The 16573-nt window shown below is 33.0% G+C and carries 11 protein-coding genes; all 11 read left to right on the top strand.

Annotated elements, in window-relative coordinates:
• The first annotated feature begins 9 nt into the window (after window positions 1-9).
• The 11 genes from GKZ88_RS15120 to GKZ88_RS15075 all read left to right on the top strand — a co-directional run bounded on the left by GKZ88_RS15120 (window position 10) and on the right by GKZ88_RS15075 (window position 16571).
• Window positions 10-1092 carry a bifunctional 3-deoxy-7-phosphoheptulonate synthase/chorismate mutase type II gene (locus GKZ88_RS15120; protein ID WP_035653393.1) on the top strand — a complete coding sequence of 361 codons (1083 nt, stop codon included), beginning with the start codon at window positions 10-12 and terminating at the stop codon, window positions 1090-1092.
• A gap of 219 nt (window positions 1093-1311) precedes the next feature.
• Window positions 1312-4656, top strand: coding sequence for a VIT domain-containing protein (locus GKZ88_RS15115; RefSeq protein WP_155103194.1), 3345 nt, complete (start codon window positions 1312-1314; stop codon window positions 4654-4656).
• 139 nt (window positions 4657-4795) lie between these two features.
• Window positions 4796-5773, top strand: coding sequence for a ribosome small subunit-dependent GTPase A (gene rsgA / locus GKZ88_RS15110; RefSeq protein WP_155103193.1), 978 nt, complete (start codon window positions 4796-4798; stop codon window positions 5771-5773).
• Between the two features lie 30 nt (window positions 5774-5803).
• The gene (locus GKZ88_RS15105) at window positions 5804-6166 is read left to right on the top strand and encodes a four helix bundle protein (protein ID WP_155103192.1); all 363 of its coding nucleotides are present in this window, start codon (window positions 5804-5806) and stop codon (window positions 6164-6166) included.
• A gap of 34 nt (window positions 6167-6200) precedes the next feature.
• Window positions 6201-6653, top strand: coding sequence for a D-aminoacyl-tRNA deacylase (dtd, locus tag GKZ88_RS15100; protein ID WP_155103191.1), 453 nt, complete (start codon window positions 6201-6203; stop codon window positions 6651-6653).
• Window positions 6654-6716: 63 nt separating this feature from the next.
• Window positions 6717-8624, top strand: coding sequence for a DUF3857 domain-containing protein (locus GKZ88_RS15095; RefSeq protein ID WP_155103190.1), 1908 nt, complete (start codon window positions 6717-6719; stop codon window positions 8622-8624).
• Between the two features lie 37 nt (window positions 8625-8661).
• Window positions 8662-10677: a DUF3857 domain-containing protein gene (locus tag GKZ88_RS15090; protein ID WP_155103189.1), complete on the top strand. Its 2016-nt coding sequence runs from the start codon at window positions 8662-8664 to the stop codon at window positions 10675-10677.
• 2 nt (window positions 10678-10679) lie between these two features.
• Window positions 10680-12095: a DUF3857 domain-containing protein gene (locus tag GKZ88_RS15085; protein WP_347343883.1), complete on the top strand. Its 1416-nt coding sequence runs from the start codon at window positions 10680-10682 to the stop codon at window positions 12093-12095.
• 90 nt (window positions 12096-12185) lie between these two features.
• A complete protein-coding gene (locus GKZ88_RS22655; RefSeq protein ID WP_347343882.1) occupies window positions 12186-12602 on the top strand; it encodes a hypothetical protein in 417 nt (138 codons plus the stop codon).
• 3 nt (window positions 12603-12605) lie between these two features.
• Window positions 12606-14576 (top strand): DUF3857 domain-containing protein, encoded by a 1971-nt coding sequence (locus GKZ88_RS15080; protein ID WP_155103188.1) that lies wholly within the window; start codon window positions 12606-12608, stop codon window positions 14574-14576.
• A gap of 3 nt (window positions 14577-14579) precedes the next feature.
• The gene (locus GKZ88_RS15075) at window positions 14580-16571 is read left to right on the top strand and encodes a DUF3857 domain-containing protein (protein WP_155103187.1); all 1992 of its coding nucleotides are present in this window, start codon (window positions 14580-14582) and stop codon (window positions 16569-16571) included.
• Window positions 16572-16573: the final 2 nt, after the last annotated feature.

The following is a 16573-nucleotide window of genomic DNA, read 5'->3' as shown; positions in this document are numbered from 1 at the left end:
AGAATAAAGATGGAAAATAAGAAAGAAATGAGAAAGTGGTTAGAAGATTTCAATTTAAATCACCCACTTGTGATAGCTGGACCATGTAGTGCAGAAACTGAAGATCAAGTATTGAAAATTGCTCACGAATTGAAAGATTCAAAAGTAAGTGTTTTCAGAGCTGGAATCTGGAAACCAAGAACACGTCCAGGAGGATTTGAAGGTGTTGGAGAAATTGGATTAAAATGGTTACAAAAAGCAAAAGCTGAAACTGGTTTATTAATGGGAACTGAAGTTGCGACTGCGGCTCACTGTAAACTGGCTTTAGAACATGATATCGACGTTTTATGGGTTGGTGCTCGTACAACTGCAAACCCTTTCGCAGTTCAGGAAATTGCTGATACTTTGAAAGGAACTGATAAAATCGTTTTGGTTAAAAACCCTGTAAACCCAGATTTAGCTTTATGGTTAGGTGGTGTTGAGCGTTTACACATGGCTGGAATCGAGAAATTAGGAGTTATCCACAGAGGTTTCTCTACTTACGAGAAAACAAAATACAGAAACATTCCAGAATGGCAGATTGCTATCGAATTGCAAAATAAATTCCCTGACTTACCTTTAATCATCGATCCATCTCACATTACTGGAGATCGTAAAATGATTTTTGAAGTAACGCAAGAGGCTTTAGATTTGAACTACGACGGTATGATTATCGAAACGCACTACGATCCAGATAACGCTTGGTCTGATGCGGCTCAACAAGTTACTCCAGACGCTTTGAAACAAATCATCAAAGATTTGACAATCAGAAAAACGGATGATACTACAGATGAGTACAGCCAAAAAATGAAAAAACTAAGAGCGAACATTGACGTTTTGGATGCTAACTTATTAGAGTTATTAGGAAAACGTATGAAAGTAGCTGACGAAATTGGTCAAGTGAAAAAAGATGCTAACGTTGCGATTCTTCAAAACAACCGTTGGAACGAAATCTTAGGGAAAATGATTTTGGAAGGTGAGAAAAAAGGTCTTACTGAAGAGTTTGTTTTGAGAATGTTTAAAGCAATTCACCAAGAAAGTATTGGTCACCAAGAGAAAATTTTCAACGCATAATTTTCTTTAAATTATATAAGTGATATAAGTTAGTTTTAGTTTTTTATAAACTTTGTTATTTAGTTTAATTATATCACGATTTTAAAAATAGATTGTTTTTTTATATTAAATCTCCACTGCTTTAGGGCTTTGGAGATTTTTTTTGGAAATAAGTATTATCTTCCCAACCTTTTGCCATTTTTTGTTCTCTATAACAATATAAACCTTAATTTTCGTGTCATGAAATTAAAATTGTTTTCGTCTGCGCCGAGCATTTTTCAAATGAATTTGAATGTATTGCTTTTCTTTCTGTTTTTTATCGGAACAAAAACTTTTGCACAAAGTCCTGAACTTACCGTTAAAGGAGAAGAAGCTGAAAAAGTGAGAATGAATAAACTTTTCGTCAATGTAAAAGTCGTAGGCAATATTGCTTATACGACTGCCGAAATGCATTTTTTTAATTCAGGAACACGGCAAATGGAAGCAGAACTTATTTTTCCGCTTCCGGAAAATGTTTCAGTTTCAAGATATGCAATTGACATAAATGGAAAATTGAGAGAAGCTGTTCCGGTGAATAAGAATAAAGGGAAACAGGTTTTTGAGGCCATCGAACATCGTCGTGTTGATCCGGGATTGTTGGAAAAAGTCGACGGGAATAATTTTAAAACGAGAATTTATCCGCTAATGCCAAATGGCGAACGAACTGTTGTTATTGGGTATGAAGAAGAACTTTCGGCTTTTGATAAAGATAATCTGGCGTATCAATTGGTGAGCCGTTTTCCGAAAAAATTAGATCAATTTGAAATTAATGTTTCAGTATTAGGAGCTTCAACTGCGCCAATTGTTACGGAGAATTCGGGCAAAGAAATCATTTTTTCGAAGTGGAATCAATCTTTTCAGGCTTCGGTAAAAAAAGAAAATTATCAGCCTGAAGAAAAAATAGTAGTTAAGATTCCGATACAGCAAAATATCCCAAGTGTTGCGATGAAGAATGCTGGCGGTCAATATTATTTTTATGGAAATACTTTTATAGAAGGAAACAAAATCGCTAAAAAAACTCCGGCTTCAATAGGTTTGATTTGGGATAATTCTTTGAGCTGTAAAAACCGAGATACAAAGAAAGAACTGGATTTGCTGAATGCTTATTTTCAAAAAATAAAAAACACAAAAGTGACTTTATATTTTTTGAATTATACTTTTGAAAAACAAAGAGAGTTTGTGATTTCTGATGGAAATTGGGCGGAATTAAGAACTATTTTAGAAAACACAAAATACGATGGCGGAACACGTTATTCTAAAATTAGTTTTGAAAATCAGGATGAATTTTTGTTTTTCTCTGACGGATTATCTTCTTTGAGTGAAAATCTGTTGCCAAAAACTAAAAAGCCTGTTTACACTATTACCTCTTCGGTTTCTGCAGATTTTGCTTTTCTGAATTTTTCTTCAACAAAAACTGGCGGGAATTTCATCAATTTAAATCAGATAAATACTGAAACGGCTTTGGATAAACTGACCAATGCGAATTTGAAATTTCTTGGAATAAAAGAAAATTTAACGGTGACTGATTTATTTCCGATGGAAGGAACTTCGGTTTCGGGGAATTTCAGTTTTTCCGGAATTTCTTTAAATCCAAAAAATGAAATTACTTTATTATTTGGATATAATAATGAAGCGGTTTTAGAAAGAAAAATTACGCTTGATGTTTCTGCTCAAAATGCAGGAGATGTTAATGTGGAGAAACTTTGGGCACAGAAAAAAATCGCCAATCTTGAATTGCAGTACACTAAAAATGCAGATGAAATAGAGCTTCTTGGAAAGAAATTCGGAATTGTAACTAAAAATACGTCGCTCATTGTTCTGGAAAATGTGAGAGATTATATTTCGTATGATATTGTACCACCAGCAGAATTGCGCGAAGAATTTGATCGAATTAAAAAACAAGAACGTGATGCTACATTGGCACAGCAAAAAAATAACTGGGAAAGTATTGCAAGTTATTTTAATGACTTAAATATTTGGTGGAAAAAGAATGTGCAATACAAAGGACAGAAAATTGCTTCTAAGTATAAGCATAAAAGTTGGGCTCAACCAGTAAGAGCTCAAGCAAATGAAACCATAAAAGGAGATCCTGATGCAGTGTTGACTGTAGACGAACCCATTGGTACGGGAACTGCTTCTGTAATTGTGGAAGATAATAATCCTCATGAAACTGTTCCTGCTCCAAAAGTAGATCAGGTTAAATTCGCCCCACCTGTGGTCGTGAAAACTAAGGAATTTACTGAAAATATGCCAAAAATTGTTGAATTAAAAGATAAAAAAGTTGGATTTGAAGAAATAGAAAAAGAGACGAATGTTGCTAGATCACAAGATTCAATAGTTCTAGGATACGGAACACAAAAGAGAAGAGAAGTAGTTGGTGCTATTACAGAAAGTATCTCAAAAAATAAAGATCTTTCGCAAGATTTAAATTTCAGTAGGGGTTATTTAGCTGGAGATTCAAAAAAACCTTTAATTATACTTGATGGCCAGTTTTATGGAGGTGAATTGACTGATTTGAAGTCGGATGATATCGATTCGCTAGAGGTTGTGAAAGATGCTTCGCGAATTGCTGCTTATGGAAGCAGAGGGGCAAATGGAGTGATTATTATAACAACGAAAAAGAAGTCTTCAAATAGTGAACTTGTCCAAATAAAAAGTTGGAATCCAGATCGATTGTATTTAAAAGCTTTGGCAAAAGCTCCAAAAGAAAAACAATATGATTTGTATTTGGACTTAAGAAAAGCGCAGGAAAGAAATCCAAGTTTTTATTTTGATGTGGCTCATTTTTTCTACAATCAGGGCGATCTTAAAAAAGCACTCCTGATCATCAGCAACATTGCTGATTTAGGTTTGGAAAATCATCAGCTTTATAAAACTTTGACTTATACTTTACGTCAATGGAAAGATTATGATGATGCAGTATTTACTGCAAAACAAGTCGTAAAATGGAGAGAACATGAACCTCAGAGTTTAAGAGATTATGCCTTAACACTAGAAGACGCAGGAAAATATCAGGAAGCTTTTAATCAATTGATTAAAGCTTTGGAAGTGGATTATTACGGAGAAATGAGCGGTCAATATGAAGGAGTCGAAGATGTTGTTTTAATGGATATTAACCGAATGATGATAGAACATTCAGGATTAAAGACAGGTAAATTAGACAAAAAATATCTATCAAAAATGCCGGTTGATATTCGAATTATTATGAACTGGAACCAAATGGATGTCGATTTAGATTTGCATGTAATTGAACCAACCGGAGAAGAATGTTATTACAGTCATACTTCGACAGCAATTGGAGGACGATTTTCTAAAGATTTTACGGAGGGTTATGGTCCGGAACAATATATAATTCGAAATCCGGTAAAAGGGAAATATCAAATCAAGACCGATTATTATGGTGAAACTGAACTGACCGAAAATGGACCAGCAACAATTATGGTCGAAATTTATACAACCAGAGCTGGAAAAACATCAAAAAAGTTAAAAACAATTCAACTAGGAAAAATAAAAGAGAATCAGGTTTTAGCCGAAATTATTTGGTAAAGTCTGCAAATTAAAAGGATGTCTTTTAAATTTAAAAGGCGAAATTGCGTTGTTCCATTCTAAAAACGTAATTTTGCCTTTTAATTTTTTAGATTAAAGAGCAATCTAAAATCTAAAATTTGACATCTAAAATTATAGAATGACAGGAACCGTTTATAAATCTACAGGAAGCTGGTACACCGTAAAATCTGAAAAAGGAGATTTTTTGGAATGCCGTATGAAAGGGAAATTTAGAATTAAAGGTATAAAAAGTACCAACCCTATTGCTGTAGGCGATATTGTTGATTATGAATTAGAGGAAACATCTGATGCTCTGACCGGAACAATTCATAAAATTCACGAAAGAAAAAACTATATCGTTCGTAAATCGGTTAACTTATCGAAACAGATTCACATTATTGCATCCAATATTGATCAGGTTTTTTTGCTGGTTACTATTGATAATCCGCCAACAACTACAAGTTTTATCGACCGTTTTTTGGTTACTGCCGAAGCATACGGAATTGAAGCTGTCCTGATTTTTAATAAAATTGACACGCTTAATGATCAGACTTTAGATGATCAGCTTTACTTACAGCATATTTATCAGGAAATTGGATATAAATGCCTCCGAATTTCATCTACAGAAAATAAAGGCGTTGACCAACTGAAAGAAATGATGATTGGAAAAGTAAGCATGTTTTCAGGACATTCTGGAGTTGGAAAATCGACTTTGGTAAATGCAATGGAACCAAGTCTTCACTTAAAAACGACTGTAATTTCAGAACAAAGCAAACAAGGTCAGCATACTACAACTTTTGCCGAAATGTACGATTTGTCTTTTGATGCTAGAATTATCGACACACCAGGAATAAAAGGTTTCGGAATTGTTGATATGGAGCCATCAGAAATCAGCGGTTATTTTCCTGAATTCTTCAAATTAAAAGATCAATGCAAGTTTAACAATTGTTTACACAAAGAGGAACCGCATTGTGCGATAAAAGCAGCTTTAGAAAAAGATGAAATTGCCTGGTCACGTTACAATAGTTATCTAAAAATCCTTGAAGGTGACGAAGAACATTATCGAACTGACAACTATGGTGAAGATCGTGCGGCGAGTGATGAAACGAGAAAGTAATTGTGAATTGTGAATGGTAAATTGTGAATTATGGCTGATAACATAATAAAAACGAAGTCTTTTAATTTTGCACTGAGAATTATTAAACTTTTTCAATTCTTAAAAGATGATAAAAGGGAATATGTTCTAAGTAAACAATTACTTCGCAGCGGTACAGCGATAGGTGCATTAATAAGAGAATCTGAGCAAGCAGAAAGTAAAAAAGATTTTATTCATAAACTTGCGATAGCTCAAAAAGAAGCAAATGAAACAGATTATTGGTTGGAATTGCTTTTTCAATCTAATTACTTAAATGAGATTCAATTTCAATCTATTAAGTCTGATATTATAGAAATAAATAAAATTTTAGCTTCAATAATTATAACCTCTAAGCAAAAGTTAGGTACTACATAAATTCACAATTTACCATTCACAATTCACAATTTCTATGAGAATAGTAATTCAAAGAGTTTCCGAGGCATCAGTAACAGTTGATGGTCAAAAAACAGCCGATATTAAAAAAGGATTATTGATTTTAGTTGGAATTGAAGATGCAGATAATCAGGAAGATATTGATTGGCTTGCTGGCAAGATTATAAAAATGCGAATCTTTGGTGACGAAAATGACGTCATGAACTGCTCGGTACAAGATATAGACGGCGAAATTATTGTCGTTAGCCAGTTTACACTCCACGCTTCTACAAAAAAAGGAAACCGTCCCTCTTATATAAAAGCGGCTAAACCAGATTTTGCTGTTCCAACGTACGAACGCTTTGTTGAAGCATTGGAAAAAGAATTTAATAAAAAGGTTCAAACCGGAATTTTTGGTGCCGATATGAAAGTCAGCCTGTTAAATGATGGTCCTGTAACGATTGTTATGGACAGCAAAAATCGCGATTAAAAAAATTTGAACAAATGTTAAGGATTTCTAAAAAAAATATATATTTGAAGAAATTACTTACCAATGAGAAGCCCTTTTTTTTCGTTATTTTTTTGTTTAATTGCCCTTACTTCTTACGCACAAAAGGCTAATTACAATATTACTTCAATTCCAGACAGTCTAAAACAAAATGCAAATGCAGTTGTTCGATTAGATCAAATGGATATTACGATTGTTTCCCAGCGAAGCATGAATATAAAAAAACAACGAGTTGTAACGGTTTTAAATGACAAAGGACTTGGTCATGTTAATGCATATGCTCATTATGATAAAACGAGTTCAATAAACAGTATTGAAGCAGTTGTATATGATGCAGCGGGCAATGAAATCAAAAAAATCAAACGAAAAGATTTTAGAGATCAGAGTGCTGTAAGCGGCAGTACGCTTTTCTCAGACAGCCGTGTCATTTATTTAAATTATACTCCAATTTCATATCCTTTTACGATTGTTTATACTTGCGAAGAAGAAACTTCAAATACTGCTTTTTTACCACAGTGGTATTTTTGGGACGGCTATAATGCAAGTGTCGAAAAATGCGTACTCAATGTTACTTTTCCAAATGATTTGGGTTTTAAGAAAAAAGAATTTCAGTTTTCAGGCTTTAATATAAAAAAGACCGAAGAATCAGCTACAAAGCTGAGTTATATTTCAGAGAATATTTTAGCCCAAAAATCAGAAGATTTAAGTCCATCTTCAGTTGATTTATTTCCAAGAGTTATTATGGGACTGGAAAAATTTCATTTAGAAGGTGTTGACGGAACAGCAACAACCTGGGAAGCTTTTGGAAAATGGTACGGAGATAAAATTCTAACCGGAACGACAACTTTGCCAGAAGAAACTAAAGCTAAAATGAAAGCCCTTGTAGGCGATGAAAAAGACCCAATCAAAAAAGCAAAAATCATTTATGATTATGTACAGAAGAAATCAAGATATGTAAATATCGCTATTGGAATTGGCGGCTGGAAACCTATGCTTGCGAGCGATGTTGATCGTTTAGGTTATGGCGACTGCAAGGCTTTGTCAAATTATACGAAAGCACTTTTGCAGGCAGTTGATGTCCCTTCGTATAATACTATTTTGTATGGTGATCCTGATAAAGCTAATATCCAGTCTGATTTTGTTTCGATGCAGGGAAATCATATGATATTGGCAATTCCAAATGGAGATAATTATACTTTTTTGGAATGTACAAGTCAAGATAATCCGTTTGGTTACCAAGGAACTTTTACAGATGACAGAGATGTTTTAATAGTGAAGCCAGAAGGCGGTCAAATTGTTCGAACAAAAGTGTATGAAGACAAAGGCAATATCCAAAAAGACAAAGGATCGTACACAATTGATGAAAACGGACATTTTTCGGGTTCAATTTCAATAATGTCTGAAGGCTCTCAGTACAGTGAAAAGTACAGAATCGAAATGTATCAGCCAACAGAAAAAGAAGCGCATTATAAAGAATATTGGGGCAATATTAATAATCTGAAATTAGGGAAAATAACATTTTCGAACGATAAAGAAAATATCCGTTTTACCGAAGATGTGCAATTAAGTGCCATAAACTACGCTTCAATTTCGGCAAACAAAATGATTTTTGCTATTGATGCTTTCAATCAAAATGGTGAAAGTGTCAAACGCATCAGAAACAGAAAAAATCCATTCGAGATTCAGCGCGGTTATATGGATTCTGATGAAATCGAAGTAAATCTTCCGGCTGGTTTTACAATCGAATTTCTTCCAGCAAATTATGAACTGAAAGGAAAATTTGGCGAATACAAAACTGAAATTATCAAAAAAGACAATAATAAACTGATTTACAAACGAAGCATGTTTTTGAACAAAGGAAAATATTCAAATAAAGAATATGATGAATATCGACTTTTTAGAGAACAGATTTCAAGAAACGATAACGCAAAAATTATCCTGATAAAAAGCTAAAAAACCAATAAATAAACTAACCAAGAACTAACCCCAAATGAAATTAATTAAAATCTTAAGCCTTTCAATTGTGCTTTTGGTTGTTTCAAAAACAACAGCACAGGAGTTTAAATTAGGAAAAGTATCTGTTGCCGAATTAGAGCAAAAAGTACATCCTAAAGATTCTGCAGCTCCGGCCGCTATTTTGTACAAAAAAGGAAAAGCAAGAATTGAGTTTGACCAGAGCGAAGGTGACTTTGTTACTTTGACTGATGTTGAAGTCCGAATAAAAGTGTACAAAAAAGAAGGTTATGAATGGGCAAATCATAAAGTGTGGTATTATAAAATGTCCGGGCTTAATGAGAAAGTATCTTTTTCGGATGCTTACACTTATAATTTGGTAGGAGGCAAAATCGAAAAAACGAAATTAAAAACAGAAGGAACTTTTGATGAAGTTTTAAATAAATTCAGAGCTCAAAAGAAAATTACAATGCCAAATGTAAAAGAAGGTTCTGTAATTGAATTTAATTATACAATCAAAAGTCCGAGTGACCGACTAATAAGAGAATGGGATTTTCAAGAAACAATTCCGGTAAATTACTGTGAGTTTACAACTTGTGTCCCTGAATATTACGTTTTTAATTCTAGACAAAAAGGATATTTTTTTCCGAAAATGACCGTTGAAAAAAGTCCTCGTTCAATAATATTTACAAGTAAAGAGAGATCAGAAGGACGTGTTTCTACAACTACATTTTCGACAGACAAAGTTGATTATATTGAAACAAGAACAACTTATGTAGCACAAGATTTCCCAGCAATGAAAGAGGAAGCTTTTGTAAATAACATGGATAATTATGTTTCAAGTATTCAGCATGAATTAGCGATGACAAAGTTTCCAAATTCGCAAATGCGAATGTATTCTACAGATTGGGAATCGGTTGTAAAAACAATTTATAACTATGAAACCTTTGGTCCGGAATTAAACAAAACAGGTTATTATGAAGATGATTTAAAAGCGTTGCTTGCTGGGAAAAATACACCTGAAGAAAAAATCTGGGTTATTTTGAATCATGTGAAAGCGAATGTAAAATGGAACGGTTATACAGGTTACGATTGCGATAACGGAGTTAAAAAAGCATACAAAGAAAAAACAGGAAATATTGGCGACATTAATTTGATGCTGACTTCAATGCTTCGTTTCGCAGGACTTACTGCAAATCCAGTTTTGCTGAGCACACGTGAAAACGGAATTGCGTTATTCCCTAACAGAACTGCTTTTGACTATGTAGTTGCAGCAGTAGAAACACCACAAGGAAATTTATTATTAGATGCTTCAAATAAATTTTCAACACCAAATATTCTTCCTTTCAGAACCATTAACTGGACCGGAAGATTAATCCGTAAAGACGGCACTTCTCAAGAAATTGATTTAACGCCTAAAAAAGCATCAAATGATATTGTTTTTATGACTTACAGCATTGATGCCGATGGAAAAGTTTCTGGAAAAACTAGAAGACAATACACAGATCATATGGCAATGATCACAAGGGAAAAAATTGACGGTGTTAAACAAGAAGATTATCTTGAAAAATTAGAAAACAAAAGCGGAAAAATCGAAATAAGTGATTACAGCAGAACTAATGAAAAAGATATTCTATTGCCTGCTATAGAAACGTATGCCTTTACAGGAAGCAACTTATGCGAAATTATTGGGGGTAAAATTTATATTAATCCGATGCTGTTTTTTACTAATGACAAAAATCCTTTTAAACAGGAAATAAGAGAATATCCGGTCGATTTTGGATTTCCGCAAATGGATAAATTCAATATCACAATTGAGATTCCTGAAGGTTTTACTGTTGAAACACTGCCGGCTCCAGCAATTATAAATATGGAAGACAATGCAGGAAGTTTTGAATTTAATGTCGGGGCGAACGGAAACAGATTGCAGGTAGTTATTGCGAATAAAATTAACGAAGCTATTTTTTCTGCAGAAAAATATGAAATGCTGAAAGAATATTACAAAACAATGATTGCAAAAGAAACTGAAAAGATTGTTTTAAAACGTATTTAAATATGAAGTTCCAAAACTTGGTAATAGTTCTTTTTCTGTGCATTGGTTTTTCAAAAATCAATGCACAGAATTTTGCATTAGGAAAAGTAAGTATTGCTGAGCTGGAGGAAAAAATGCATCCGATAGATTCTTCTGCTTCGGCAGCAGTTTTGTTTACTAAAGGTCTTGTCAAAATAAATAATACAGGATATACAGAACGTATAACGCAGACCAGAATAAAAATTTATAAAAAAGAAGGTTATGACTGGTCTAATATGCAGTTTAGTTTTCCGTCAGGGAAATTAAGCGCGATCAGTATTACAGATGTGTATACGTATAATTTAGTCGACGGAAAAATTGTCAAGTCTAAACTAAAATCAGAAGGTGAATTTCTTGAAAAAATCAACAAAGATTATTGGGCTAAAAAATTTACGTTTCCAGATGTTAAAGAAGGTTCAATTATAGAATATCAGGTTAAGGTAATTGGCGGTTCATTAAATATTATGGATTGGGATTTTCAAAAAAGTATTCCAGTAAATTTCTCGGAATTTAAAACCATAATTCCTGATGCATTTTTGTTCAAAAAAAATTTCAAAGGATTTTTTATTCCAAAATCAAATTCGCAGGTTGCTAATACCTATGGTTATTTAGCAATGGAAAGTACATATTCTCTTCAAAATGTACCGGCAATGAAAGAAGAGGATTTTGTGAATAATATGGATAATTATCGTGCGTCTATTTCGCATGAGCTCGAAGCGATTGCTATTCCGGGGCAGATTTACAAATCATTTTCAACAAACTGGCCTTCTGTTGCAAAAACCATTTATGAGTTTGATGATTTTGGTCCAGAAGTAAAGAAAACGGGTTATTTTGAAGATGATCTCAAATTGTTATTGGCTGATAAAATAAAGCCAGAGGATAAAATAGCGGTCATATTTAATTATGTGAAATCAAACATAAAATGGAATAATCATCTCGGCTACGGATGCGAAAACGGAGTCAGAAAAGCGTATAAAGAAAAATCAGGGAATTGCGCAGATGTCAATTTAATGCTCACGGCAATGCTTCGTTATTCTGGTTTAGATGCAAATCCGGTTTTGATTAGCACACGTTCTAACGGGATTTCTTTTTTTCCTAGTATGACCGGATTTAATTATGTGATTGCAGGAGTAGAAACGCAGCAAGGAACTATTTTATTAGATGCAACAGATGATTATGCAAGCGTAAATGTGCTGCCTTTAAGAGATTTAAATTGGGTTGGACGATTAATTCGAAAAGATGGAACTTCTGAAGTTGTCGATTTAATGCCAAAAAAGAGCTCTTCAGATATTGTTGCGATGAGTTTTGAAATTTCGGAATCTGGAAAAATTGAAGGAAAAGCAAGAAGATTATATTCGGATTATCATGCGCTGAATTTTAGAGAGAAAATCGCAAAATAAAATGAAGATGCTTATATCGAAAAATTTGAAAATGAAAACAATAAAATCGAACTAAGCGATTATAAAAGAGTCAATGAAAAAGAATTTTCCTTGCCAGTTTCTGAATCATTTTCTTTCGCAGGATCTGATTTGGTCGAAATCATTGGCGGAAAAATATATCTAAATCCGATGCTGTTTTTCTTAAGTGAAAAAAATCCTTTTAAACAGGAAAAAAGAGAATATCCAGTTGATTTTGGATTTCCAACAGTACAGCGCTATAACATTGATATAAAATTGCCAGAAAATTTTACAGTCGAAAATTTACCAAAGCCTGTTGCTGTTGTTATGGAGGATAATTTAGGCGTTTTTAAATTTGATATAGCACTTTCAGACAACAGAATTCAGCTTGCGATCATTCATCAAATTAATGAAGCCATCGTCCCGACTGGAAAATATGATATGCTGAAAGAATATTACAAAACAATGATTGCAAAGGAAACCGAAAAAATTGTTTTAAAAAGAATATAAAAAATGAGATTACGTTTAATGATTGTCTCGGTTTTCATGATTTTGGGAGCTTCAAAAGTCACGGCTCAAAATTACGAACTGGGAAAAGTTACTATTGCTGAATTAGAAGAAAAATCAAACCCAAAAGATACTGCTGCTCCGGCAGCTATTTTGTTTAAAAAAGGGAGAACTTTTTTTACTTATACAGAAGGAAAAGGAATTATTTCGAATAATGTCTATGAATTCAGAATTAAAATCTATAAAAAGGAAGGTCTGAGCTGGGCAAATCAAGAAGTTTCTTATTACGTAGGATATGATAATCTAAATGATGATACAGTAAATTTTTCTAATGCTGCAACATACAATTTAGAAAACGGAAAAATCATAAAAACTAAATTGGCTAGCGAGGGAAATTTTAAAAATAAAATAAACAAATACTGGAATCAGGCTTCAATTACTTTACCAAACGTAAAAGTGGGTTCGGTTTTAGAATTTAAATATGTTTTGAAATCAGAAAATATAGTACGACTTCCTGATTTTGATTTTCAGTATGACATCCCGGTCAATTATTTCGAATATCAAACAGAAATCCCAGAATTTTTTATTTATAAATCCTTGCTCGTTGGAAATTTAAAAGTAGAAACGAAAGCAGAAGTGGTTTTAAGCAGCCAAGTATTTGCGGTCGGATATAAACAGATTAATAGTTTTTATTCGTCAAAAGATATACCCGCACTTAATGATGAAAAATTTGTTGATAATATTAGTAATTATAAAGGATCAATTCAGAACGAATTGGAAAAAGAAAGATATCCCGAAAAACCTGCAGTTAATTATACAAAAACATGGGAAGGGGTTGCAACCTCGATCTACAAGAGTAAAGATTTTGGAGACGAACTTAAGCAAAAAGATTATTTTTCAGAGGATTTAAAAAAAATAACCCAGACAACTGAATCAAAAAAAGAACGCTTAAACTTAATTTTTAAGTTTGTCCAGAATAGAATGAATTGGAACGGACAAAGAAGTTATTTTGTGGACAAAGGTGTCAAAAAAGCGTATGAAGAAAAATCGGGAAATATAGCCGAGATAAATTTTATTTTGATCTCAATGTTGAAAAATGCAGGGATTGAAACAGATCCTGTTTTGGTAAGCACAGTTGAAAATGGTGTTCCGGTATTTCCAAACCGAACAGTCTTTAATTATGTTATTGGCGCAGCCGAAATTGACGGAGAAAGAATTTTATTAGACGCCACAAATAAATTTACGGAACCTAATATTTTGCCGCTAAATGTGTTAAACTGGAGAGGAAGACTTATCAAACAAGATGGCTCTTCTCAGGAAATAGATTTGATCCCAAAAAATGCTTCAAAAGATAGTTATACAATCATTGCAAGTATAAACCCTGTTTTAGGAGAGCTTGAAGGTAAGCTACGCATAAAGAAAACAGATTATGAAGCGCTCCGATTTAGACAAATAAATGCTACTGTAAATGAGAATTCTTATTTGGAAAAATTAGAGAACGACTTAGGCAATATTGAAATCACAGATTACAAAATCGAGAATAAAAATGTAAACTTTTCAAAACCTGTTCAGGAGGAGTTTAATTTTAAAGCAAAAAATGCATACGATTTTATTGGAGGAAAAATTTATTTAAGGCCAATACTTTTTTTTACCGATTTGACAAATCCGTTTAAACAGGAGAAAAGACAAATGCCTATTTATTTCGGATTTCCAGGGCAAGACACTTACAATGTCTTTTTGGATATTCCAGATGGTTTTGTTGTTGAATCGCTTCCAAAACCAATGAAAATGGTAACAGAAAACAGGGATGTAACTTATACGATGAATATGATTTCTGAAGAAAGAAAAATTCATATTCAGGTTGTTAAGGAAATAAACAAATATATATTCGCCTCTGATGAATATAATATGCTAAAAGATTTCTTTCAAAATATGGTCGCGAGTCAAAATGAAAAAATTGTTTTAAAAAGAATATAAAAAATGAAGTTCTCAAGTTTAACGTTTACTATTTTATTTTTCCTTCTTTCATTAAAAGGAGAGGCTCAAAACTACGAGCTTGGCAAAGTCACAATTGCTGAACTGCAGGAAAAATCAAACCCAAAAGATACTGCTGCTCCGGCGGCGATTTTGTTTAAAAAAGGGAGAACTTTTTTTACTTACACTAATGATAAAGGTTTTTCGGCCAATCATGTTTACGAGTTTAAAATCAAAATCTACAAAAAAGAAGGACTAAAATGGGCCGATCAGAAAGTACGATTTTTTATTGGCTATGAAAACTTAAACGAAGATCGCTTAGAGTTCTCAAATGCGCTTACCTATAATCTTGAAAATGGTGCAATTGTAAAAACAAAACTTGACAATCAAGGAAGTTTCCAGAAAAAGGTCAATAAATTTTGGAAAGAAAAAATGATTACGCTCCCAAATGTAAAAGTGGGTTCTGTTATCGAATACAAATATGTTTTGAAATCGGAAAATCTTCTAAAATTACCTGATTTTGAATTTCAGTATGATGTTCCGGTCAATTACTTTGAATATAACACAGAAATTCCGGAATACTATATTTATAAGTCAATCTCAGTTGGAAATTATCCAATAGAAACTGACGCTAAATTGGTTGGAAAAAGCCAAAGTTATGAGAACGAACACAACCAATCTGGTATACTTTCTTATAAACAAATCAATACTTTTTATAAAGGAAAAGATGTTCCAGCTTTGACAGAAGAGCCGTATGTAAATAATGTAGATAATTACAGAGGTGCTCTTCAATTTGAGATCGAGCGAGTTCGTTATCCAGATAAGCCAGATAAAGATTATTCTGTTACTTGGGAAGGTGTTGCAACTAATATCTTTAAAAATGAACATTTTGGAAAAGAACTTAACGAAAAGAATTTTCTTGTTGAAGATGTTAAAAGATTATTGACAGGAATTGAATCTCCTAGTGACCGAATGAACATTATTTTCAAATTTGTTCAGAATAAAATGCACTGGAATGAAGTCAATGATTATTATACAGATAAAGGAATTGTAAAAGCATACAGCGATCAGACCGGAAATGTAGCTGAAATTAATTTTATTTTGATCAATATGCTGAAACTTGGAGGTATTGATGCCAATCCCATTTTGGTGAGTACAATTGAAAATGGTGTACCAGTATATCCAACAAGAACTGGTTTCAATTATGTGATTGCAGGTGCGCTCATTGATGGAAAAATAGTTTTGCTGGACGCGACACATAATTACACATGTCCAAACATATTGCCTTTGAATGTTTTAAACTGGAAAGGAAGGCTGATTAAAATTGATGGATCTTCGCAGGAAATCAACTTAGACCCAACTGCATTGTCTAAAGAATTTTCGACTGTTTTTGGAAAAATAAATGAAGTTGGCAAAATTGACGGCAAAATGAGAATTCAAAGAACAGAATATGATGCTTATAATTTCAGAATAAAACACTCCGCCCAAAATCAGGAAAATTATCTTGAAAAGTATGAAGAAGAACTCGGAGATTTAAAAATATCGAATTATAAAATTGAAAATGGGAAAGCTAATTTTTCTGAGCCTGTAACTGAAACTTTTGATTTTGCCTCTGACAATGTTGCTGAAAGTATAGGCGGGCAGTTGTTCATCAATCCATTATTATTTTTTACTAGGTCTAAAAATCCTTTTAATCAGGAAAAAAGGCAAATGGGAATTTATTTTGGATATCCAACTCAGGAAAAATTCAACTTGAATCTTCAGATTCCTGATGGATATGAAGTGGAATCGATGCCAAGTCCAATCCGAATCTCATCAGAAAATAAAGAAATCGTTTTTACACTAAATATTTCAAAACTGGAAAATAAAATTCAGATTAGCTGTACGAAAGAAATAAACAATAGTATTTTTGCAGCTGGCGATTACAACGGATTAAAAGATCTTTTTCAGAAAATGATTGCCAGCCAAAATGAAAAAATTGTCCTTAAAAAAATATAGCA

Origin of the sequence: Flavobacterium sp. LC2016-01, assembly GCF_009711135.1 — a bacterium.
GTDB lineage: Bacteria > Bacteroidota > Bacteroidia > Flavobacteriales > Flavobacteriaceae > Flavobacterium.
The sequence above is the reverse complement of the archived record's forward strand: the minus strand, read 5'-3'. Positions and strand labels throughout refer to the sequence as shown.

What these genes read in the sequence shown, in the direction of transcription:
- GKZ88_RS15120 (WP_035653393.1), top strand. Translation starts at nt 10, where the DNA reads ATGGAAAATAAGAAAGAAATGAGAAAGTGGTTAGAAGATTTCAATTTA.
- GKZ88_RS15115 (WP_155103194.1), top strand. Translation starts at nt 1,312, where the DNA reads ATGAAATTAAAATTGTTTTCGTCTGCGCCGAGCATTTTTCAAATGAAT.
- rsgA (WP_155103193.1), top strand. Translation starts at nt 4,796, where the DNA reads ATGACAGGAACCGTTTATAAATCTACAGGAAGCTGGTACACCGTAAAA.
- GKZ88_RS15105 (WP_155103192.1), top strand. Translation starts at nt 5,804, where the DNA reads ATGGCTGATAACATAATAAAAACGAAGTCTTTTAATTTTGCACTGAGA.
- dtd (WP_155103191.1), top strand. Translation starts at nt 6,201, where the DNA reads ATGAGAATAGTAATTCAAAGAGTTTCCGAGGCATCAGTAACAGTTGAT.
- GKZ88_RS15095 (WP_155103190.1), top strand. Translation starts at nt 6,717, where the DNA reads ATGAGAAGCCCTTTTTTTTCGTTATTTTTTTGTTTAATTGCCCTTACT.
- GKZ88_RS15090 (WP_155103189.1), top strand. Translation starts at nt 8,662, where the DNA reads ATGAAATTAATTAAAATCTTAAGCCTTTCAATTGTGCTTTTGGTTGTT.
- GKZ88_RS15085 (WP_347343883.1), top strand. Translation starts at nt 10,680, where the DNA reads ATGAAGTTCCAAAACTTGGTAATAGTTCTTTTTCTGTGCATTGGTTTT.
- GKZ88_RS15080 (WP_155103188.1), top strand. Translation starts at nt 12,606, where the DNA reads ATGAGATTACGTTTAATGATTGTCTCGGTTTTCATGATTTTGGGAGCT.
- GKZ88_RS15075 (WP_155103187.1), top strand. Translation starts at nt 14,580, where the DNA reads ATGAAGTTCTCAAGTTTAACGTTTACTATTTTATTTTTCCTTCTTTCA.